Origin of the sequence: Limibacter armeniacum (assembly GCF_036880985.1) — a bacterium.
GTDB classification, from domain to species: domain Bacteria; phylum Bacteroidota; class Bacteroidia; order Cytophagales; family Flammeovirgaceae; genus Limibacter; species Limibacter armeniacum.
Window position 1 is genome coordinate 2,582,810 of sequence record NZ_JBAJNO010000008.1, and the last position, 23,299, is coordinate 2,606,108.

General features: G+C 36.7%; 20 protein-coding genes. 6 read left to right on the top strand and 14 right to left on the bottom strand.

Annotation, left to right across the window (positions count from 1 at the left end; all coding sequences use genetic code 11):
• The first annotated feature begins 205 nt into the window (after window positions 1–205).
• Complete coding sequence (locus tag V6R21_RS16460) at window positions 206–2,068, top strand: T9SS type A sorting domain-containing protein (protein WP_334244727.1); 1,863 nt, start codon at window positions 206–208, stop codon at window positions 2,066–2,068.
• 68 nt (window positions 2,069–2,136) lie between these two features.
• On the opposite strand, the gene V6R21_RS16465 is transcribed toward V6R21_RS16460, so the two are convergent.
• The 9 genes from V6R21_RS16465 to V6R21_RS16505 form a co-directional block, all read right to left on the bottom strand.
• Window positions 2,137–3,894, bottom strand: a complete 1,758-nt coding sequence (locus tag V6R21_RS16465) for a tetratricopeptide repeat protein (protein ID WP_334244728.1) — start codon at window positions 3,892–3,894, stop codon at window positions 2,137–2,139.
• 324 nt (window positions 3,895–4,218) lie between these two features.
• The gene (locus V6R21_RS16470; protein WP_334244729.1) at window positions 4,219–5,223 is read right to left on the bottom strand and encodes a sugar nucleotidyltransferase; all 1,005 of its coding nucleotides are present in this window, start codon (window positions 5,221–5,223) and stop codon (window positions 4,219–4,221) included.
• 152 nt (window positions 5,224–5,375) lie between these two features.
• The gene (gene dut, locus V6R21_RS16475; protein WP_334244730.1) at window positions 5,376–5,807 is read right to left on the bottom strand and encodes a dUTP diphosphatase; all 432 of its coding nucleotides are present in this window, start codon (window positions 5,805–5,807) and stop codon (window positions 5,376–5,378) included.
• 20 nt (window positions 5,808–5,827) lie between these two features.
• Window positions 5,828–7,321: an oligosaccharide flippase family protein gene (locus V6R21_RS16480; RefSeq protein WP_334244731.1), complete on the bottom strand. Its 1,494-nt coding sequence runs from the start codon at window positions 7,319–7,321 to the stop codon at window positions 5,828–5,830.
• A gap of 245 nt (window positions 7,322–7,566) precedes the next feature.
• Window positions 7,567–8,391: an enoyl-CoA hydratase/isomerase family protein gene (locus V6R21_RS16485; RefSeq protein ID WP_408613012.1), complete on the bottom strand. Its 825-nt coding sequence runs from the start codon at window positions 8,389–8,391 to the stop codon at window positions 7,567–7,569.
• A gap of 189 nt (window positions 8,392–8,580) precedes the next feature.
• On the bottom strand, window positions 8,581–9,600 hold the full coding sequence (locus V6R21_RS16490) for a tetratricopeptide repeat protein (RefSeq protein ID WP_334244732.1): 1,020 nt from the start codon (window positions 9,598–9,600) through the stop codon (window positions 8,581–8,583).
• A 462-nt stretch (window positions 9,601–10,062) separates the two neighbouring features.
• Entirely contained in the window at window positions 10,063–11,301 is a 1,239-nt protein-coding gene (rocD, locus tag V6R21_RS16495; protein WP_334244733.1) for an ornithine--oxo-acid transaminase, read from the bottom strand.
• A 337-nt stretch (window positions 11,302–11,638) separates the two neighbouring features.
• On the bottom strand, window positions 11,639–13,039 hold the full coding sequence (locus V6R21_RS16500) for a DUF6175 family protein (RefSeq protein ID WP_334244734.1): 1,401 nt from the start codon (window positions 13,037–13,039) through the stop codon (window positions 11,639–11,641).
• Window positions 13,040–13,186: 147 nt separating this feature from the next.
• Window positions 13,187–14,170: a beta-ketoacyl-ACP synthase III gene (locus V6R21_RS16505; protein ID WP_334244735.1), complete on the bottom strand. Its 984-nt coding sequence runs from the start codon at window positions 14,168–14,170 to the stop codon at window positions 13,187–13,189.
• Between the two features lie 333 nt (window positions 14,171–14,503).
• Here V6R21_RS16505 and sdaAB point away from each other — a divergent pair, with 333 nt between their 5' ends.
• The 3 genes from sdaAB to V6R21_RS16520 all read left to right on the top strand — a co-directional run bounded on the left by sdaAB (window position 14,504) and on the right by V6R21_RS16520 (window position 17,289).
• Entirely contained in the window at window positions 14,504–15,178 is a 675-nt protein-coding gene (gene sdaAB, locus V6R21_RS16510) for an L-serine ammonia-lyase, iron-sulfur-dependent subunit beta (protein ID WP_334244736.1), read from the top strand.
• A 233-nt stretch (window positions 15,179–15,411) separates the two neighbouring features.
• The gene (locus V6R21_RS16515; protein ID WP_334244737.1) at window positions 15,412–16,785 is read left to right on the top strand and encodes a TolC family protein; all 1,374 of its coding nucleotides are present in this window, start codon (window positions 15,412–15,414) and stop codon (window positions 16,783–16,785) included.
• A gap of 78 nt (window positions 16,786–16,863) precedes the next feature.
• The gene (locus V6R21_RS16520; RefSeq protein ID WP_334244738.1) at window positions 16,864–17,289 is read left to right on the top strand and encodes a DUF2147 domain-containing protein; all 426 of its coding nucleotides are present in this window, start codon (window positions 16,864–16,866) and stop codon (window positions 17,287–17,289) included.
• Window positions 17,290–17,348: 59 nt separating this feature from the next.
• Here V6R21_RS16520 and V6R21_RS16525 read toward each other — a convergent pair whose 3' ends face one another.
• From V6R21_RS16525 to V6R21_RS16545, 5 genes are all read right to left on the bottom strand, one after another.
• Window positions 17,349–18,200 (bottom strand): transglutaminase family protein, encoded by an 852-nt coding sequence (locus V6R21_RS16525; protein ID WP_334244739.1) that lies wholly within the window; start codon window positions 18,198–18,200, stop codon window positions 17,349–17,351.
• Window positions 18,201–18,393: 193 nt separating this feature from the next.
• The gene (locus tag V6R21_RS16530; RefSeq protein ID WP_334244740.1) at window positions 18,394–18,759 is read right to left on the bottom strand and encodes a DUF1987 domain-containing protein; all 366 of its coding nucleotides are present in this window, start codon (window positions 18,757–18,759) and stop codon (window positions 18,394–18,396) included.
• Between the two features lie 151 nt (window positions 18,760–18,910).
• Window positions 18,911–19,483: a SiaB family protein kinase gene (locus V6R21_RS16535; protein ID WP_334244741.1), complete on the bottom strand. Its 573-nt coding sequence runs from the start codon at window positions 19,481–19,483 to the stop codon at window positions 18,911–18,913.
• Window positions 19,484–19,730: 247 nt separating this feature from the next.
• Window positions 19,731–20,570: a CvfB family protein gene (locus V6R21_RS16540; RefSeq protein WP_334244742.1), complete on the bottom strand. Its 840-nt coding sequence runs from the start codon at window positions 20,568–20,570 to the stop codon at window positions 19,731–19,733.
• Window positions 20,571–20,603: 33 nt separating this feature from the next.
• On the bottom strand, window positions 20,604–21,329 hold the full coding sequence (locus V6R21_RS16545) for an RluA family pseudouridine synthase (RefSeq protein WP_334244743.1): 726 nt from the start codon (window positions 21,327–21,329) through the stop codon (window positions 20,604–20,606).
• A gap of 271 nt (window positions 21,330–21,600) precedes the next feature.
• On the opposite strand from V6R21_RS16545, the gene V6R21_RS16550 reads away from it, so the two are divergent.
• Together V6R21_RS16550 and V6R21_RS16555 are read left to right on the top strand one after the other, a co-directional pair.
• Complete coding sequence (locus V6R21_RS16550; RefSeq protein ID WP_334244744.1) at window positions 21,601–22,317, top strand: helix-turn-helix domain-containing protein; 717 nt, start codon at window positions 21,601–21,603, stop codon at window positions 22,315–22,317.
• A gap of 258 nt (window positions 22,318–22,575) precedes the next feature.
• Window positions 22,576–23,265, top strand: coding sequence for a hypothetical protein (locus V6R21_RS16555; RefSeq protein WP_334244745.1), 690 nt, complete (start codon window positions 22,576–22,578; stop codon window positions 23,263–23,265).
• Window positions 23,266–23,299: the final 34 nt, after the last annotated feature.

Below are 23,299 nucleotides of genomic sequence, written 5' to 3' on the forward strand. Positions count from 1 at the left end.
CGAGATAAAAATGGACAATTCACAGCAGTCCATGATATTCTCAACATTGTACAGTTGTTTTAATCTTATTTATACTTAAATTAAGAAAACAGCTATTATCAACCAGTCTCAATACGCTATCAACAACTAAAACATACATTTGTAAACTAACCAACAAGCTGTATTTCAACCAAATATCTTACATCATTGTAATGAATGTCTAGCTATGTACAAAATTATATTGTGCCTTGCAGTCTGTATCCTAACATTATTGATCCCCTCCCTCCAAATTCAAGCACAGACAAACAACCCAGACGATGTTTCATGTGATACAATTTTTGGAATAACTGGAACGGGCACACTTGAATGGATACACCCTGCCAGCAATACTTCAGGTCTTTATGAGAACAATATCAGTGGTGTGAATGCTCTGGCAATCAACAGTGACCTTGGTTTGGCTTATTACGCCAATAACCAAATGGTTTACTGGTACGACCTTAAAACAAAAGAGGAAGGTCTACTCGGTACTTTTAATGTTGAAGGAGATTTACAAAGCGGTGGTGCTGCTTTTCATGAAGGCTCCCTTTATATAGGAACAGAAGTCGAGTCAATGGCAAAAGATATCTACAGGATACAACTTAATCCTGATGGAAAATCGGCAAAAAATGGCCCTGCTGTAGAAAACCTGACAAATGGTAATGGCCCTACCTATGATTATGGTGACATCGTTGTTGATGGTCCACAAGATGACCTTGTCATATATGGCTCCACCTATGATGGAATTGAAAGTCAAAACACCATTTGGATGTATCAGGTAGCAAGTGACACCTATACAGAATTAACTCGCCTAAAAACCGATTATGTTTTCCAGCTTGCTAAAGATGGAAATGGGAAATATTGGGCTTACAATTTTTCTACAGGTGAATTGCATAATGTCACTTTCAACCCATTTACAATTATCAATACTGTAACCATTAAGGCATTTACCTATTTTGATTTAGGAGGCTCCTACTGTTCTCTGTCTCCGTGTAACCTCACGGTAGATAAAGTTATCATCAATACAACCGATGAAACTGAAAACAATCAAGATGGTACAGCGACAATCACAACCACAGATGCAGACTCTCTTCTTTACACCATATCTGACGAAAATGGAATAATTGAGCCTGAACAGCTAAGTGATTCAATTACAGTTGAAAACCTTTCAGCAGGCATTTACTCTGTAAAAGTAACTGATCCTGATGACCCTACATGTTCTGTTACAAGATCATTTGAAATTGGTCGTGTATCTCAATCGTTGCTTACAGTATCAAGCATATGTAGAAGAGCCTATGAAGGGTCTGAATTATACAGTATAGAAGTCACTAACAGTGGTTCTATAGTTGGAACAATCCGTTATATAGACATCAATGGAAACGATTCCCAAATACCCGTTCCTGCTGAAAATACGATTAATCTTATTTCTTCGGGAATGGAAGTCCATGAAGTAAAAGAGGATGGCACAACCCATGTATTGGAAATTGATGACAATGCGATGGATAATTGTTTTAGTACAGAAATTGCAAATATCCAATGTATTGACATTGTTTGGATTGATGAGCAATACAAACAAAAATGGGAAATCAAGAATACCAACCCTACTCCTATACTGTATAGGATCGCCACAGAAAATGGTAACTATGGCGATTGGGAAATGGTCAACTCAGACACAACTGAAGTTTTCTACCTTCCTTTCGACACTGAAATTGCTTTCTTCATGTTTGAGAATGAGATGCAAACGGAAGGTAAATGTGATACCTGTGATGGGCTTACAGGGTTTGTTACTCCAGAAGAATTCGAACTTCTAAATCGAGGTGATATAATTTATTATCCTAATCCTGTTATGGAGAACCTGACTGTAAAGGTACCTTGTATCACTGAAACAGTAGAAATTCAACTCTACAATGCAATCGGACAGATGATTGCTGAATACACTGTTGGAGGATCACAATTTGCCTCTTTTGATATGAGTACCTATAGTTCAGGTATGTATATCATGAGGACTAAAATCAATGGCAAAATGATCTTTAAAAGATTGATCATCCTTTAATTCCAAGCATAAAAAAAGTTGCCTGATTAGATATATCAGGCAACTTTTTTAGTTAAATGAAGAAGTTACTATTCAATCAACTTTCCTTCAGCAAGTTTTTTCTCTAACATTTCACTGTGCTCTCCTTCAGCTCCCTTAGCTTTTTGCCATTGCTGAATTGCTTCTTCTTTTCTACCTAGTCTAAACAATACATCACCATAATGTTCGATGACAGTCGCATCATTTGATTGGGCTACAGCTTTCTTTAAGATCTTTTCAGCTTCACCATAATCCCCTTTTACATATAAAACCCAACCATAGGTATCCAAGTAAGTAGCATCGTCAGGATGCATTTCAATTAACTTACTAGCCATTTCTTGTGCTTTCTCAAGATGCTCTTTCCTAGTTGAAAGGAAGTAACTATAATTATTTAATGCATGAGGATCATTTGGATCAAAAGCTAAAACAGCATCAAAAGCCTCATCAGACTTACGGTATTTTTCCAATTCATGGTACACATCAGCGAGTTGAGCCTGAAACTGAGATTTGGTCGCTGGATCAATTGCCAAAGACAATCCTTGCTCAAGTATAGCTTCGGCTTCCATAAACTCCTTTTGCATATATAAAGCAGTACCATTGAACAAATAGAAATTCACTTGATTGGGGAACATCTCCAAAGCCATCTCTGAGTGTTTGGCCAACTGATCCATATCATTGAGCTCCCAATCTATATTCATGAGTTGTTGCCAAGTGTTATAATTATTCCCATCCAACTCAACCGCTTTCTCATAGTATGCTCTTGAATCTTTTAGTTTTCGTTGCCTGATCAAAAAGTCTCCCATTACTACATTCATCTGCGGATGATCAGGGTGTGTCCTAGCTGCTATCTGAGCCAGTTCAAAACCTTCTTCCATTTGCTTTTCGTTATGAATGTATTGAAGGTAATTTCCCAATATATTCAGCTTCTCATCAACTGACATATCCTCACTACCAAAGGCAACTTTCAGCTCTCTGCGATACCCTTCCTCGTCACCTTGAGCCATCAGAATATTGGCTTTCAAAAAATGAGCCTGACCATCTTCAGGGTTTTCCTCCAAAAGTGGGTCAAGCATTTCTTTTGCCTTGTCATTTAAGCTATTACCAATCAGTAGCCTTACCTGAGAGTATTTGAACTCATCAACATCAGGAAAACTATCTATCAACAATTGGCCTTCATCTATGGCATCATCCAATTTATTAAGCCTGATATAAATGCGCTGTTTCTGCCTTACGACCATTTCATCCACACCATAAACTTCCTGCATCTTATCATATGTCTTGATGGCCTCTTCCGGATTATTCATCATCAAGTGAAGGGCTGCAATTTCCATATAGGTATCTTCATCATCTCCCGTATTTTCCAATAGAGACTTATTGATTTCCAATGCCCTTCCGAATTGCTCCATTTCTTTATACAACTCTCCGACAAGCTGGTAGTAATACTTGTTATCCTTTCCCAACTCCATTGCACGAGTAGCATATGGCAAAGACTTTTCAAAATCCTTCAGCATATAAAAGCATTGAGCCATTTGGTACTTTACAGCAGGCTCATTTCCAGTGATTTTGTCACACTCCTTAAAACTTTCTAAGGCTTCGGCAAAGTCCTCCAACATAAATTTCCCCATTCCATCAATAAAAAGTGATTCTGCTTCAGCTTGAACAGCTTTGGAAACCCCTTTAAATGTTGCAGAAGGATGGTCTACTTTTTTATTGCGTCTCTTATCCCTACGCTGCGCCTCTACATCAGAAACAGAAAAAAAGAAACCTACTAACAGGAGTAATAATGTTATATGCTTTATGGATATCATTCCCTGATAATGTATTTAATGTAAGAATTAGTAGCTAACAACCTAATGAGTGAGTTCAAGGTTGTTTACTGACAATAAAAAGTCAGTATTTTACTTTAAAACCAAGCCTGTTTAGTCATTGTTCGGGTCAAATGCCTAGTTTTTCTTCTTGTTAATATACAGAACTCTATTTGGAGATTGAAAAATATTATGCCAACATCTTTGAATTAGTGAAACTAATTGCATTAGTCTTCTGATACCTAGAAAATTAGCCAAAACAAAAAAGCCTCTGGATGAGAATTTTCTCCTCAACCAAAGGCTCTTAATCCTTTATTTTTAGTAGGACTACTCTTTTACTTTCGTAAAATCACCAATACTCAAGTCTTTTGATCTACCAAAATACTCAACCTTGTTACCCACTACAGAGTTCTCAATATTCACGTGTGTAATCTTAGCATCTTCCTGAATAATTGAGTTTGTTACAACTGAATGTGAAATTTCAGTGTTATCTCCTACTGATACATGAGGTCCGATTACAGAGTTAGTAATCTTTACATTTGCACCAATGTATACAGGACTAATCAATACAGTATTTGAAAGCTCAGCTGAATCACTGATCAAATCCTGATCTTTTATAAAGTTCAGGTAATTTTGATTGGTATCTACTAAAGCATCCTTGTTTCCACAATCAAGCCAGTGTTGAACAGTTCCAGGTTTGAAATTAGTACCATTCTGCTTCATATTCTCCAAAGCAGCAGTTAGTTGGTACTCTCCACTATTCATGATCTTGTTATCAATCAGGTATTGAAGTTCATTTCTCAAAACTTCACCTTCTCTGAAATAATAAATACCGATGATAGCCAAATCCGTAACAAAAGTTTGTGGCTTTTCAATGAAGTCCGTAATAACGCCTTGCTCGTTCACCTTCACAACTCCAAATGCAGAAGGGTCTTCCACCTTTTGAGTCCAGATGATTCCATCCTGAAGCTTATCAATTGTAAAGTCAGCTTTAAAAAGCGTATCAGCAAACGCAACAATCACGTTACCCTCCAATGACTCTTTTGCACAGTGAATGGCATGAGCAGTACCAAGAGGATCTTCCTGATAATATATTTTACCTTCAGCTCCTAAAGCTGAAGCAATGTCAAGTAATTCTTTTTCAACAACTTCACCAAAGTCTCCAATCACGAAGGCTACTTCTTCAATTTTTTCATCAGACATTGCAGCTAGGTCTTCCACAAGTCTATGTACAATTGGTTTACCTGCAATCTTTACAAGTGGCTTAGGTGTTGTTAGTGTATGAGGGCGAAGTCTAGTACCTCTGCCCGCCATTGGTACAATAATTTTCATTGTTAATTTTTGATTGGTAGTTTAATTATTATAGAAGTCAATGTTAAGTGTTAGCTCAGTCGATTTATAATCAGGGTTAACCCAAAAAACTAAATGATTCTGTTTTAATAACTTCTAACTTACTATTTGTTATATCTAAAGTTCAATATTTATTATTTCCCCGTACTTCCATATCCTCCAACTCCTCTATCTGTTTCACTTAAAAGCTCAACTTCATCCCAGCTCACTTGTTCATGTTTTGCGATAACCATTTGAGCAATACGCTCTCCACTTTTCACTGTAAATGGTTCATTAGAAAGGTTTACCAAAAGCACTTTGATTTCACCTCGATAGTCTGCATCGATTGTTCCTGGGCTATTCAATACTGTCAAACCGTGTTTGTAAGCTAATCCGCTTCTTGGTCTAATCTGAGCTTCATATCCAACAGGCAATTCTATAAAAAGCCCTGTAGAAACAAGTACTCTTTCAAGTGAACCCAAAGTAATATCTTCTGCAATATTTGCTCTTAGGTCCATTCCAGCTGCATGCTCTGTCTGGTAAGCAGGAAGCTCATGTATCGATTTATTTATAACTTTTACTTTCATAATTTCTCAAACAGAAACTATTAATGTCTCTGTAGCATTTTCTTTATTTCTTTACGTTCAATCAATCCCACAAAAATCAAATATCCTGCAAAAATGCAATTTTGTAGGAAAAAGTTGCCCCAAAAATCACCTTTATGCAGGTAATATGCAAACAGGATGAATAATAATCCCCCTATCATATGCAATAGTGCATTTCCCAATTTGTAAGGAATTGGATAATACCTTTGACCTAAGACATATGATGTAATAGCCATTAAAGCATAACATATCAAGGTAGCAATGGCACTGCCGTGATAACCTAACACAGGTATCAGCAAATAGTTTCCAAGCAAGGTCACCAGCGCTCCTCCCAAGCTAATAAAGGCTCCAAACTTTGTCCTATCCGTAACTTTAAACCATACAGACAAGCTGTAATAGATTCCTAAAAACATATTTGCCATTAGCAAGAATGGAACTATACTCAACCCTACTTTATAGGAGTCTCTTCTGATAAAAATTGAAGACAGCCAATCAATATTGGTACAAACCCCTACTACCATAATCATCAATACAATGATGAAGTAGCGCATCACCCTTGAAAAAGTCTCAGGTGAGTTTTTATCATCAGCCTGTGCAAAGAAGAATGGCTCTGCTGCATACTTAAATGCCGTAACAGCCAAAGTGATAAATATGGATAACTTATAACAAGCTGAGTATACGCCAACCGCATAAGTACTGTCTCCAAAGCTATAAAACCCTTCTGGCAGCCAAGCCTCTAACATCAACTTGTCAGATGATTCATTTACAAATACAGCAACCCCTGTCAGGATAAACGGAAAACCATATTTGTAATACTGTTTCATATGTGTCCAATCCCAAGCCGGTCTCCAATTAGCAAATGCCTTCCATAACAGTAGCAGAACAAAAGCTTTAGCGTAAAGATTGGAAAGGAATGCGTAGCCTATTCCTAAATTTGGATTGTAAAACCAACTGATTGTTTCAGGAGAATCACCAGAATATATTTTAGGACAGATAACAAGAAAGAATAAATTCAAACCTACAGTTACAATCACTTCTGCCAACTTTAGGCTAACAAACTGCTTGGCTTTGTGCTCTGCTCTCAATTTTGCAAATGGAATGATTAGAATCGCATCGATAGCAAATAAAATGGCAAACCATTGAACATAGTGTTGGGCATTGGCATACCCTAAAAACGAAGCTATTTCTGCGGAAAAGCCATACATTATTGCTGAGAACAATAATGATGAACTGATAAGCGAAGTGAGAATCCTATTATAAACTTGAGGCTTTTCACTCTCATCTGCCTTAGACATAAATCTAAAGAATGTTGTTTCCATACCGTATGAATACAATGCATTAAAAAGCACAGCATATGCATAAAAAATGGATACAATTCCAAACTCAGCAGGAGCGAAAACTTTTGTATGAATCGGAATCAGTGTATAATTAATCAACCTGATCAACACAGTACTGACTCCATACAGCACCGCTTCAGAAAAAAGTTTTTTAAGCATCTTATATTTTATAAAATATCTATCCTAATCCTCGATGTGTCGTCCCAATCACTCACACTTTCTACAATTCACATGATTAAACTGAAGGGGGCACAATAATAGTGAAATTCCACTTACGAAATGGATCTTGCCAATGAATAAACAGTAAACAAAAAGCCCGCCTGACAGGAAAATTCACCTGACAGACGGGATTTAATTAGTTTTAGTTTTTGGATATTAGCCTGACACTTTAATGTATCATTTAGTTATTTGCCTTCAAATTCAGGCTTTCTTTTCTCAAGAAATGCAGATGTACCTTCCTTGAAATCTTCGGTTTTGCAACAGTTTCCAAATGCATTGGCTTCCATATTAAACCCATCAGTACCTGATTGAGCATAATGAATACAATCAATGGCATGTGCAATAGCTAAAGGAGCCTTTTGCATAATCTTGCTTGCCATGTCTCTGCATTTTTCCATCAAGATGTCCTGAGGATAAACGTGGTTCACAAGTCCAATTTCAGCCGCTCTTGAAGCTGAAATCATTTCTCCTGTTAGGATCATTTCATATGCCAACCCTTTCCCTACCAGTTTAGGAAGTCTTTGTGTTCCTCCATAACCTGGAATCAGTCCAAGAGATACTTCAGGTAATCCGAATTTTGCATTTTCTGATGCAACACGTATATGGCATGCCATTGCAATTTCTGAACCGCCTCCTAGTGCAAAACCGTTAACGGCTGCAATGACAGGCTTAGGACAATGTTCAATTTTCTCAAACACCTCTTGTCCTCTTTCAGAAAACTTGCGGGCATTTAGTTCATTCAATTCTGCAATTTCAGCAATATCCGCACCTGCAACAAAAGCTTTTGAACCTTTGCCTGTGATTATCACCACACGGATATCCGTTTCGTCATATGCTATCTGAATCGCTTGCTCAATCTCCTCGATTGTCTTTACGTTCAGTGCATTCAGCTTATCTTCACGGTTGATGGTTATGGTTAGTATACCATTCTGCTGTTCTAGTAGTAGGTTCTGAAAGTCCATTATTGAGTCTGCTTTTGTTGTGGCTACATGAGCCAATGACTTATGCATTTTTGATTTTCAGTTTATTGAAGAATCAAGGAGCAATCGACTTACAATTATCAAATTAAAAATAAAAGAAGCTTCAAGTCCTTTTATTGGGCTGCTTTCGATGAGCAAGAATAAAATAATATTGTGAAATTTGCACAATTTTCTTAGCAAACTTCAATTTTTATATAAAATTTCCTTGACCAAAATGTTTTAACAACCTTTCATTTCTTTCTCAGAAACAAGCCCTTCATTTCTACTTTTTGACTCTACAAATGCTTTACAAGCCTCATTCTGATTTCCTTTTAGCAGGAGCGCTTTTCCAAGCCAAAAATAGAGTTGAGGTGTATCAGCATTTAACTGCTTGGCTGTGGTAAGAAATTCAAGAGCCTTCTCATCTCCTTTTTTAACCAAACAGATACCCATATTTCGTTGAGCTAAAGGGTTCTTCTCATCATAAAACACAGACAGTTTAAAATCCTGTTCTGCTCCATCCAAATCATTCTGATTCATACGGGCATAGCCTCTGTTGTTTCTGTAAAAAGGATGAGATGGTTTTAACTCAATCGCTCTATCATAATACTTAAGTGCTTCGTCAAAATTCCCTTTTTCTGACTCGATCAGTCCTAGATTATTACATGCCTGATGCTGTTTCGGATTTACCTCAAGCGCACTCTTGAAAGCAGATTCCGCTTCATCATAAAGCTGTCTTGTGTAAAGGATATACCCTTTATTGACATAGGCTGCCTCATTTTTTGGGTTCAACCTAATCGCACTATTGAAATCAACTAATGCGCTGTCTGTTTTACCCAATTGCTGATAAACCATACCGCGATTCAGGAACACATAAGCTGAGTCAGGATAAATACCTGTTACAATATTCAGGTCACTCAATGCCTGTTCAAAGTCTTCCAACTCATAATAGGCATTTGACCTATTGTAATATGCATCAGCTAACGTGTCATTGACTTGGATAGCTCTGCTATAATCAGCTATAGCCAAATCATATTTACGCTGTCCAAATAATGCTACTCCCCGGTTGTTCAATGCCTCATAAAAAGCGGAATCCAATTTGATCGCCTCACTGAAATACCTGATAGCATCACCGTAATTCTTCTCATTGAGACTTACTTTTCCTTTGATAAAAAATTGATTTCTGTCCGCATTCGGATCACAGGAAATCAAAAAGAAAAGTCCTGTTAACAACAGGAAACTTCTGAAATAAATTTTCATTGTCAATCAACTAAATTAGAATAGATTAACCCTAAAACAATATACCCTAAGTATAAGGAAAAAAGTCACTTAAAGCTGTCTAGCAGTCTTTAATTGGACAAGGAAGTGGCTTTTTAGGGTTGAATTTTTTTTGTGTTTTGCACGACGTGCTTACCCCTGCCGCAATAATCAGTAGGGATACTACTGTCAGTTTTACAATGTTTTTCATATAGCTAAAATTTAATTTTTTCTTACTTCTGCCACAAAAAACTATGCCGCAAATATAATGGTCTAATCAAGGATATCTAAAGTCATTCTTAATTAGATTGTACTACGTTTCGATTCAACACTATCAACTAATTCTAACTCCGACTCTTATGTTTAGTTTTTAACAATACTTGAACTGAAAAATATTATGATACAAAAACGCTCTGCAACCCATATAGCTGCAGAGCGTTTTCTATTCATTTTTAAGCCAATTGCTTATGCCTTATAGTCAAGGATTACTTTTTCGATGATATCACAGCATTCGTGCAGTTGCTCTTCTGTAATTACCAATGGAGGTGCAAAACGAATGATATTACCATGAGTTGGTTTAGCCAACAAACCGTTTTCTTTCAGTTTCACACAAATATTCCAAGCAGTTTCACTTTCTTCAGAATCGTTTACCACGATTGCATTCAGAAGACCTTTACCTCTTACTTTCAGAACCAGATCAGATTTCTCGATCACCTTTTCCATTCTGCTACGGAATACCTCACCCAATCGCTGAGCATTTTCCATCAGGTTTTCATCCTTGATAACGCTCAAAGCCTCCATCATTACAACAGCAGCTAGCGGGTTACCACCATATGTAGAACCATGCTCACCTGGGTTCAATACCAGCATCACATCGTCATTAGCCAAAACAGCTGAAACAGGATAAACACCACCTGAAATTGCTTTACCCAAGATCAATAGGTCAGGCTTTACGTCTTCATGATCTGCTGCAAGCATTTTACCTGTACGTGCCACACCAGTCTGAACTTCATCCATCATAAGCAATACATTGTTTTGCTTACATAGCGCTTCTGCTTTCTTCAAGTATCCGTCCTGAGGTACATAAACACCTGCCTCACCTTGGATTGGTTCAATCCAAAGGCCTGCTACATTTGGATTTGACAAAGCTTTTTCAAGCGCCTCTACATCATCGTAAGGAATCACCTGGAAGCCTGGCATATATGGACCAAAGTGGTTTCTGGCAGTTTCATCAGTTGATGCAGAAATAATTGTAGTTGTTCTACCGTGGAAGTTTCTTTCCACTGCCACAATTACAGCTTCATCTGCAGGAATATTTTTCTTAGTATAACCCCACTTTCTTACAAGTTTGATAGCCGTTTCATTTGCTTCAGCACCTGTATTCATTAACAGCACCTTATCGTAACCGAAGAATTCACACACAAACTTCTCAGCAACGCCAAGTTTGTCTGAGTGAAATGCTCTTGACGTCAGTGTAAGTTCCTGAGCTTGTTTTGTCAATGCATTGATAATTCTTGGGTGGCAATGCCCTTGGTTAACAGCACTGTACGCTGAAAGGAAATCAAAATACTTGTTACCTTCAACATCCCAAAGATATACTCCCTCACCTTTTGAAAGCACTACTGGTAGCGGATGGTAATTATGGGCTCCGTATTTGTGTTCTAAGTCAATTGCTTGTTGTGTTGTTACTGTAGCTTCCAACATAATTGCTTTTAAGTTTTGAGAATTTGTAAATAAATACTGCTTAAAAAGGCAGATAATAGCCCAATAAAAAGCCTCCCCTTTCTTAAAGAACACAGAATAATTTCACTGTGTTTTTCGCAGGTGAAGGCAAATATATAAAAATTTTAATGTTAAAAAATAAACACATCATTATTTTATTGTTCATTTTTTAACACATCATTAATTATCAAACTTGATTAGAGCTATCTGATTGATGAATAACGATCAACAAGAAATATAACAGTCAATAGCACCAAAACATCCGAATTATTATCAAATTAGCCTTTATTATATCTAAACAATCGTTAATCACTTATAATCAATGCTGTTTTTGTTCAACCTGATCCTTGCTATATACAGTCCTTTCTATCACCCCAATCACCTGAGGATTTTGTTCACGATTATTCAAGCGTCTAGCCATGTAAACCACATTTGAATTCAGATAATCGCCCATTTCATCCAAACTAACTAATCCATTTTGATCAGCATCTGCATACCCCTGAATTCCTTTCAAAAAGAAGTAAGTAAAAAGCCCATGTTGTTTTTCAGGATACCATGAAGCAACCTGATCTGCTGAAGCTGATGCAAATACCATTGCCTTCTCATCTCTCATAACCTTATTTTGTGTCTTGATAAATACAGGTGAAATATTCTTGAGCAACATTCCTTTTTCAGATGCACCACTAAAACAGGCATCCAAAAGTACAGTCAGCGAGCGATAAGGTACTTCTCCTAGATTTGTATAAAAAGTATTCAGTGAATATCCATTATGCTGAATCAGTGACGGATCAGTATCAACCGGCACAAAATAACCTTCATTAGTCTCAGGATTTGGCGCCCCATGACCACTATAAAACACAAATACATCTGATTTCCCTGCCTTTACATAGTTATATAGCTTTCCTTTCGGGTTGCCATCTGTACCAAAAATTGCATTAAATGAAGCCTGTGTCGCATCCTCAACATATATGATATTCCCTTCCCTGAAGCCATATGCCTGCTGAAGGTACATTTTCATAGCCCTTGCATCATGTATAGCAAAATCGACGGCTGGTACATCAGGATTACGGTAATTTCTGTTACCAATCACAACTGCCACTGCATTTTCATTCACAAAGTTGGCTTTAGGTATATTGGTATCTACATCTGATTTGAGGGTAATCGCCTTGTTCCTGTTATTTCCATAAACACCATTATCGTCTTCAGCTGATGCTATCTCAGCCAATAACTCATCCGCATCACGTTTAAATGCTTGTCTAGTCAACCCCGCAATATCGCTGGTGTACATCTTATTGGAACGCATTGTCTTGTAGGCAAGCTGAAAATCAGATGCCGCATCAAATACAGTCATTGCCAGATTCACATAGTTTCCTGTAGAGGATGTACTATAATTTGCTTCAAGTAAAACATATAGGCTTGCTCCCGATACTTCACAGACATTTCTAATTGTCTCTTCATTATTTCCTGAGCACTTTCCTTGTTTCATTAGGTATCTCAGTAAAGGTGTGACTTTAGCAACCTTGTAACCTTTTTCCTTAAACACCTCTTCTACTGCTTCTACAGCATTTCGTCTATCCAGATCCTCTTCCATTGCCTTACAAAGAGGTTCATAGTTTTCCACATATGGCAATACCACAACCTTCTCCTTATTTACAGATTGTGCCAGACTCAATGAAGGGATCAATAGTAACAGTAAAAAATAATGACTGTATCTTTTCATTTTATAGGATTTGGTTCTTTACATATCAACTTTCAATGCTATAAAAATAAGACAAAAAGAATACAGGTTAAGACAGTTCAAAAAAGAAAGTCCTTGGAAAAAGTTCATTTCCAAGGACTCCATTTATAAATAATTCATTCCGGATATTTAGTATGCCCACTTAAGGTAAATAGCACCCCAAGTAAATCCACCACCAAATGCCGCCAAAATCAGATTATCTCCTTTTTTAAAGTTCTTCTCCCATTCCCAAAGACACAATGGAATGGTAGCACCTGTAGTGTTCCCGTATTGGCTAATGTTCATGGCTACTTTGTCCATGCCAACATTCATTCGTTGAGCAGTTGCTTCAATGATCCTTTTATTAGCCTGATGTGGAATCAGCCAAGCAACATCTTCACCTGTCAGGTTATTCTTTTCCATCACTTCAGCAGCTACATCAGCCATTTTAGTCACGGCATGACGGAAAACATTCTTCCCATCCTGATAAAAATAATGCTCTCTTGCAGAAAAATCTTCAGCACCTAAAGGATAAGCCGAGCCTCCCCTTTTGACATTAAGCATATTCTTTCCACTTCCATCAGAATACATTGTTGCGTCAACAATTCCATATTCTTCATCAGGCTCAAGCAAAGCTGCTCCTGCCCCATCTCCAAATAAGATACAGGAGTTTCTGTCCTTGTAGTCAATCACTGATGACATTTTATCTGCCCCAATGACCACTACTTTTTTGTAGGTTCCGCTTCGGATAAAGTTGGAGGCCATTTCAAGACCGTAAAGGAATCCCGAACAAGCTGCAGAAATGTCCAAACTCATGGCATTGCAGCCAATGGCTTCTGCTACAATATTAGCTGTCGACACAAAACCCATATCAGGTGTTGCCGTTGCACAAACAATCAGATCCACTTCATGGCCTTCAATTCCTCTCTTAACCAATAGATCTTTCACAGCGTGAATGGCCATTTCGGAAGTCCCTCTCCCATTCCCATTCAAAATCCTTCGCTCCTTAATCCCTGTACGGCTAACGATCCAATCGTCATTGGTCTCAACCAGCCGTTCTAGGTCCTGATTAGTTAATCGTTCATCCGGAACCCATCCGGCAACAGCCGTAATCGCTGCATTAATCGGTTTCATGGTAATACTTGGTTATATTAATGATAGTTTGTCTAATAGGCTGGATATCAATGTATCCAAATCGTTAGTATGGTATATAGACGGTTACAAAGTGTAAATTATCAAAATAATTTAAATCATAGCCCTATAAAGTTCAATTTTCATGGACTAAAAATAGTGCCTCTGAGGTAAACGAAAGCTCTAAATAAATGTTCAATAATTATAAAAATTGTACAACCTTTAAACTTTAGACTGCTTTTAGCATATTTGCAGCCGAATAAGCGTACTAACTACACAGAACAGACTTTTTATTGCTGAATCAAGGTTCAGCAGAACATGTAACGAAGCGTGACTATGGAAAAAAGTAGCATTTTTGATATGATTGGGCCTGTAATGATTGGGCCTTCTAGCTCTCATACAGCAGGAGTAGTAAGAATTGGTAGAGTTGGACGAAAAATGTTGGGTTGTCAACCAGAAGAAGTGACCATCACTTTTTATAACTCTTTTGCCCGCACTTATGAAGGTCATGGTTCGGATAGGGCTATCATTGCCGGTCTTTTGGATATGAAAACCGATGATGACAGAATAAAATGTGCATTGGATTTAGCAAAAGAAGCAAACCTAAAATATACTTTCAAGCCTGTAGGAAATGCTTCTGCTCAACACCCAAACACAATCAGACTGCAAATGAAAGCAGGAGATAAAACGGCAGAAGTGTTGGGAATTAGCAGAGGTGGTGGATTGATCAAAATCAAAGAAGTGAATGGCTTCTCATGCAATTTCAGTGCGAGTACTCACACACTGATTGTTTTGGCAGAGGACCAGATTGGCACTATTTCATTTATTGCCAATGTTATGTCTCATGACGATTGTAATATTGCAGAAATGACTGTTTCCAGAAAAGGTAAAAATGACTTGGCTTGTCAGTTCCTTGAAATGGATTCAGCTCCTAGAGAAATTACTTTAGAATACCTTAGAGGCTTAAAATGGATTCGGGAGATTAACTACCTTCCAGATATTGATTTGTAATAATATTGTAAACGTTGTGTAGAACCTGATGACTATAATTAACATTAGTCATCAGGTTTTTGCATTATTTATATCATTTTTTCAATTATATACTTCATTCTTCCCTACCATCCTCTTATATTTCAACAATCGAAAATCTTATTCAAAATATATTCAACCCACTCAGAATACTTTTTTTGGATTTTTGATTTAGTGTCAAATTGTAACTGAAAATTAAAATCATCAACATTTTTATGTACAAGAAACTATCAATTGCAGCTTTCTGTCTGATGGCAGCCCTTCAAGCAAATGCCCAAAATGACAATAACCAATGGTCACTGGAAGAATGTATTTCCTATGCAAAAGACAAAAACATTCAGGTTCAGATGAGTCAGCTAAACGTTAGAGAATCTCATGAAACTATTCAAAATGCAAAAGAGCAACGCTTACCATCAGTAAATGCCTCTGTTGGGGAAAACTTCTCACGAGGCCTATCATTCGACGTTTTCACAAACCAACCCGTTACTGATAATGTCTGGACAACTAACTTTAACTTAAATGCAGGTGTCACTCTTTTTAATGGTTTTAGAATAAAGAATAATATCAGTAAAAGCCAAACTGACGCTGAAGCCAACCTACTGGACATGCAAAAGACAGAAAATGATATCTCATTACAAGTAGCGGCAGCCTACTTGCAGATTTTATTTGCTGAAGAGAACGTATCTGTTGCTCAGAAAAGGGTTGCTTCTAATAATGACCAAATTGAGCGAATGCAAAAAATGGTAGAAGCTGGCGCATTGCCTTTGGCTAACCTCTTGGATATGCAGGCTCAGAAAACGACCAATGAATCGCAGTTGATTACAGCAGAAAATCAATTGACTATGGCTAAGCTTCAGATTAAGCAATTGCTTAGACTTGAAGCAGACTCTCCTTTCAATATTGTAAGACCTGAAATAGGAGCACCTGAATCATTGGTTTTCGCAAGCCTTGGCACAGTGTACAACAGTGCTGAATCCCATATGCCCGAGGTAAAAAGTGCTGATTTGAGAGCCGAAAGTGCTAGTATGAGTGAAGAAATAGCAAAAGGTGCTTACTTACCATCACTTACTGCAAATGCAGGAGTTACAAGTAATTATTCGACAAACAACCTTGTCTATAAAGAAACTGAGACAGGACAAAAAATTCCAACAACTGAAATTGTTAGTCTTGGCACACAGTTGGATGAAAGTTTAAGGTATTATGCAGGATTGACATTACGTATTCCTATTTACAATAACCGCAGTGCAAAAAATCAGGTAGAAATTTCTAGAATTAACATAGAAAGAGCCCAACTGAACGCCCAGTCTGTACGACAGCAATTACGTTCTGATATTGAAAGAGCTTACACAGAAGCCTTGGCTGCTCAGAAAACTTTCATAGCCAGCTCTAAACAGGTAGAGGCTTTGACTGAGCAATTCAGAACAATTGAGAATCGTTACAACAATGGTGCAGCCAATGCCACAGATTATACAGTAGCTCAAAACAATTTGAATATTGCACAAGCTGAGCTAATCAGGGCAAAATATGATTACGTGTTCAAATCAAAAGTTTTGGACTTTTACCAAGGAAGACCTATTATTCTTAATTAATATGGTTTAAGCATTACAGTTCAATTTCCTGACTGTAGGCTTAGATGTTTATTTTTATTATTTCAATTATTAAATACCATGTTTAAACAACTCTTACTTACTATCACATTGCTACTTGCTGGTACTGCAGCAATTCAAGCACAGTCCGTAATGGGCAAATGGAAAACCATCGACGAGGAAACAGGCGAAGCAAAATCAATTGTTGAGATTTATGAAAAGAATGGCAAAGTATTTGGCAAAATAGTAAAGCTTCTAAATAAGCCTGCTGACACACTTTGTGATGAGTGTCCTGGTGACAGAAAAAACCAACCAATCGTTGGCATGAATATCATCACTGATATGGAAAAAAAAGGAAAAGAATACGCTGAAGGTGAGATCATGGACCCAGCAAACGGTAAAGTATATGACTGTAAGCTGTGGACTGAAAATGGTAAGCTAATGGTAAGAGGATATGTTGCTTTCTTCTTCCGCACTCAAGAATGGGTGAAAGCTGAGGATATGTAATTTATCAATTATAATGTACTATGAAGGCACACTTTAGATTAATCTAAAGTGTGCTTTTTTTATCGATGCCACATCAGTGAGGATATCAGTTTATCAACTAATTTACTGTCTTGTTCATTTTCTTCTTTCTGATAAGCCACCCTCAATTCTTTCAGTAAGACAGTCGCCAGTTCTTTTCCTGAAAAATGCTCGTTGATAACCTCTTCTGGCACTTTATGCATTTGTACTGCATAACCTTCCAACTCCTTTCTGGAAAAAAGCATTCGCCTACTAAAAGGGTGTACGTAAAAGATATTGTCAGGAAATGTATATCGGAATAAAAAAACTGAGGGTAATTTCACTAAAGAAACAGGCATATTGAGACGTTGCCCCACTAGTAGATAAAGCATACAGATAATCAAATAATTACCTTCTCTACAACTCATCACTTCATCTACCATCAACATAGAAGTCGGCTTTACTTTGTTGCTTTTATGATACTGATAAGTCTTGAAACCTAGCTTTTGCCAAAAAAGGTGATCTATCTTTTTTATCTTTTCTACAGGATACAAATCATGTTGCATCTCAAGCCAGATATCATAATTCAACTGGACAAGAACATCATTGAGCGTTTTTATTGAAAGTAAAGGCCTTTCAAAGGCAGCAATAATCCACAACAATTCCAGTACATTTCCTGATTGTTCTGCAATCCATCTTGAGAGTCTAAACTCTGTCAACTCGACTCTGTGATTCTGCATCAGGACACTCAGCCGATTTACAACTGCACTATCTCCATCCTCAAATGCAATATTCAGTAAAGCATCCAAGTTTTGAGCTGACATTGATTCCAATCGATCTTTTACAATACTAACTACCTCAGGATCATCATCGGACATTAGTGTAAGTAAAGCTTTAAGCTCATTTGCATCCATATTAAGAATATATGATAAATAATAAACCAAAGTAAGGACTGGAGCAAAAGCAAATTCACTAATACAAAAAAAGGAAGCCAATTATTCAAATTAGCTTCCCTCTCCAATATATCACCCTCTAACTTTATAAGTTAAAGTGCTGCAAAAATAGTTTCTTCTTCAGAACCTTCATCATCCTTATAAGGAATCATATTCATTGGCTTGGCACTTTGATCACTTCCTTAAAGTCTTCTCCCGACTCCTCCATATCTTCATCATCCTCTTCAAAATACCAATTTACAACCACTTCACTACCGTCTTTTGCATTTAGCTCTTCCAATGCTCTAAAAACTTCTATCAGACACTTAGAAGAACTTGTATTGAAGTATTCAAGCTTGATATCTACTACAGTCTGGTCTTGAGGTTGATCTATATACTCATTGACCCAATCTATCAGTGGACGGTAAAACTCAATAGAGTTTTCAGGAATCGATCTACCAGCAATATAGAGATGACCTTTTTCATAATTCAACTCAATCTTAGGTGTCTTATGTCCTTGGGATAGATAAAAATTTTTCATATTAAAAGCCTTATGGCAAATTTATTTTCAAAAAATAAAAACCGAGATAACCCTGCTCATCATGACAACTATCTTCTTGGCTTTAGCCAAACAATCCTATTGTCAGGATAAATCTTTTGCTTAAAAAATATGCAACTATGACTTCTTATCTCTAAGCAATCAAAGGTACATTAATCTTAAGCTCAAAAAATATTTGCTTGTTGTCAGACTCAACAAATTTATAGTCCAATGGTTGACCAGATTTACGTACTATATCTATAATACCCAATCCAGCACCACCTTGTTCAGAAAAATCTCCATTACTTAAGATTTCTCTGTACTTGGACTTCAATTCCTCCAAAGATAAACTATTCACATAATCTATTTTTTCTTTAAGGTATGAGGCTTTCTGAACAGACACAAAATTACCCGACTGGATAAAATATGCGTCCTCATTCTTTCCAAGCATAAATATAACAGGACTATGCTGACTGTCACCTTCTGTTACAGCGGCATAGTGATGATAAACATTCTGTAGAATTTCTACAGCAATAATGCTTACCCTTCTCCGAAGTTTAATGTGAGACTCACGGTCTGAAAGCTTATCAGACATATGCTCCAGTATTTCATCTAACATCTTACCGGACATCTGACCTTTATAGGAGAATATCACATTCTCAAAGTTTCTTAGCTTTTCATAATACTCGCTCACGTCAAACAGTTTTTTCAACGTTAAATTATCCAATTTAACAGCAGTTAATATCAAGTGCGACTGATAATAGATTTGATTTAATATTGACAGATTATTCATATTGTTAACACAGATTAACCTATCAATGTGAACAAAAGGTTTATTTATGTTCACAGCTAAATGCTTACAAAAAATCTGCCTAATATTAATAATAGGTGCTTATAATAGATTTTGTACTAAATAATCTAAAATTTATTGAAGTATCAAGATACAGCAAAACAAAATGACGTACAAACTGAGATTATTGTTTTAGTACAATTTCATCGCTAAATATTTCTATTAAATTATTCTTCAATAAGAAACCAACGACCTTTTTAAAATGCTTTTTACTCATAGAAAGTTCCTCCTTAATGATCTCAGGAGATGATTTGTCAGTGATAGCTAACCTACCACCGTTTACCATTATTTTACCTAACAGCATTTGAGCATCTTTCGATATTTCATCTTCGTTATATCCAGGTTTTTTGGCTGAAAGATCTATAAGACCATCTTCTCTTACTTTCTTAACATACCCCTTAAGCCTGTCTCCTGTATACAATTTTTGAAAGACCTCATTACTATAAAGTAAACCTTTCAGTAAATTGTTTACAACACATGAATATCCTATATCTGTTTTCTTAATAACAAGCAGATCCACCTCTTCATTCTCTTTCAACTCAAGAAATGCCCTCATAAAGAAACTGCCTAACTTAGCAGTACCCATCTGTCTATCTGTACGTGGATCAACCAGCACCCTTACCACATGTTTTTCACCAATGTTCATTTTTTTGGACTGTTCAGCATATGGTACCATTAACTGCTTGGTGAGTCCCCAATCCATAAATGCTCCAGAGTCATTTACATCTACGACTTCTAAACATGCAAAATCCCCATCCTTAGCCAAAGGTTCTTCTTGAGTTGCGACCAGCCTGTTTTTATGATCCTTATATACAAATACCTTAATGGTATCCCCTTCTTTAAAGCTCTCATCCAGAATACAGTTATTAGGCATCAAAATCTCTTCATCATCTCCTAAAAGGTAATAACCGATGTCTGTTTTTCTTTCTACTTTTAGTTTATTGTAGTCTGCTATTTTTATCATTTCTATAGTTTAAAGTAATAAGCTGGTCTTAATTTATTCTATTGGAACAGTAGGTGAAACAAGTCCTATCTCCTCAAGTACTTTATTCATTTCACTAGGCATATCTGCATGCAATTTTACTAGTTCTCCTGTAAAAGGGTGCTCAAAAGACAATTCTTCAGCATGTAACAAAAGTCTATTATTGCCAAATTTATCCTGAATCATTTTATTGTGTCTCCCATCTCCGTACCTAGTATCACCAACTATTGGATGATTTAACGACTTAAGGTGAATTCTAATCTGATGAGTTCGCCCAGTCTCTGGATATGCCTCCACTAATGAGTATCTAGCTGTCTCATAGGGACCAACCGGAATTGGTAATTCTACTTTGGCTATTGTCTTAAAAGACGTGACTGCATCTTTTGCCTCACTCTCGTAACGGCTCTTAACAGGCTTATCTAATCTAATAGCTTCATCCGATGTATAACCCCTTACTACTGCCAAGTATTTTTTGAATATGGTTTTATCCGCAAATTTCATCTGCAACTTGTGCCCTGCCTCTGCTGAAAGTCCAAATATCAACACTCCTGAAGTTGGCCTATCCAACCTATGGCAAGTGAATACGTGTTGTCCAATTTGATCTCTCAGTTTCATCATGGCAAACACACCTTGCTGCTCAGCAAGCTCAGTACGATGTACTAACATCCCACTTGGCTTGTTCACTGCAATATAATGCTCATCCCTGTAAAGTATCTCCAGAGCTGGTCCAGTATCTATCAAAGTAAAAAAGAAGTTTGTTGATCTATCTTTAGAACAGATCTATCTACATATAAAATGATAATTCCGTTCGATTTTCAGCGAAATTAACAATTTAATGGTATACCATCGTAAATTTATAACAGATGACATAAGTAAACACTCCTGTTTTTTTTCAAATCGCCATTTATTTCAACTTAAAAACTGTTTTTTTCAATTTCAATCGTATATTAGAAGTCACATTTTTTAAGGGAAAAGTATAGTTTTGTGAGAATAGAAGAATCAGCAATTATCAATGAGCATCCAGTCACCGCCAACTAAGCAAACTTCTGACAATTTCTTTGTAGCTAGCAGCAACATTTTCGAAAAAGCCCGTGAAATCGGTATTTCAGATAAAGCCTTCAAGCTCTATATGTTCTACCTATCTGTAGCTGATGAAGAAGGATGGAGTCAATTCACAAATACCCGAATTGCTCTTGAGATGGGATGGAGCAGAAGAACTGTCATCAGGATGAAAAATGAGTTGGAACAGGCTGCTCTCATTAAAATCAATAATAGTTTTGTAGACAATCAACAAGTAGCTGACTTCATCAAAGTATTTTATTTTCCGGAGAATCTAATTGTTGGTGGTCGGGAGAGAGTCGAGAAGTCAACGGAACCGAATCATGGGTCAGAAAAACTCAAGATTAAGGAATACTTATCTGATACAGCTGATCAGGAAGAAGCAGACATTTCATATGCATTTTTGTGCCTAACTGATGAATTAGATCGGTTGTCTGTCAAAACAGATGATTGGGAGCTAGACAGTGAAGGTAGAAAAAAGCTTGAGCTATTTCTGACGATGTATATGTTGTGGGGTGATCAAGAAGAGATCTACAACAAAATTGTTGAGCTTACAGAGAAATATGCTGACACATTGTCATTGGTATGCAATCTTACTGATTTTTTCAGTGTGACTGGGGTATTTAATTGTTCTGAGAATGCCTTCACTTCAAAGAGATTGTTGATTTAAAAAGCTCTCACATTCATTGAAAACATACTGATCAAAAGTTAAAAACTCTAACTCAATAAGATACAACCTTTTCTAAGTAGAGATACTGTACTAATAAACACGAAAAACCATTAACTTTTAGATGAGAGTTAAAGATACACGCTACTATGAAAGCATTTCATTAACTTTTATTTAATTTTATTAACACCACATTGATTCATTCCACTCGTTTTTGGTACATCATTAGATAATGGTTTATGAACAGATCAATACTAATGTATGAAATACTTTATCTTAATTATTACACTTATCACACTAGCTATAGGCGTACAAGCACAGCCTTCACAGTTGGCAAAACATAATAACCAACTGGCAAGGAGTCTTACGTCCTCTACTCATGATCTGTATTATATCGTAAGCCCAGAATATACTTTTGAAGATTATAAGTTTGAAGTTACTGTTTTTTATAATGGTGAAACACCCGTATTAATTGTAGAAAACAGCAGTTTTGGTGAAATTCTTCAACAGCAGATAAAGTATTATTTGAAAAATAAGGAGATGATTTTACAAGAGACGATTTCCCTTGAGAAAACGGATGAGGGTAAAACAATCCAACAAAATACAAGACATTATTATAATGGCGGTAAACTGGTCGAAGCTTATATACAGGATATCAAAAAAGGAGGAGTAGAAGGAGGGTGGAATGCATATACACCTGTAATCCCTGAAGATCCAAACCATATTCAATGGCTTGTGGATGCTGCAAATTTAGAAGGAGAATTTTACCCTGTACTTATTGGGTATGAAGAGGAATTAGGAAAAGATTATATGGTCTTGCAAACTCAAAGTGTGATACCATTTACATTTCAGATTCCAACAAATATCGATAAGCAAAATATAGGTGTTAAAGATGCTCTAACACTTTATAAAAAGAAACAACTTAAAAGCAGCAAAGAGCTGATGAGATAAACAGCCTACGAAATAACAAATAGTCAATCAAAGT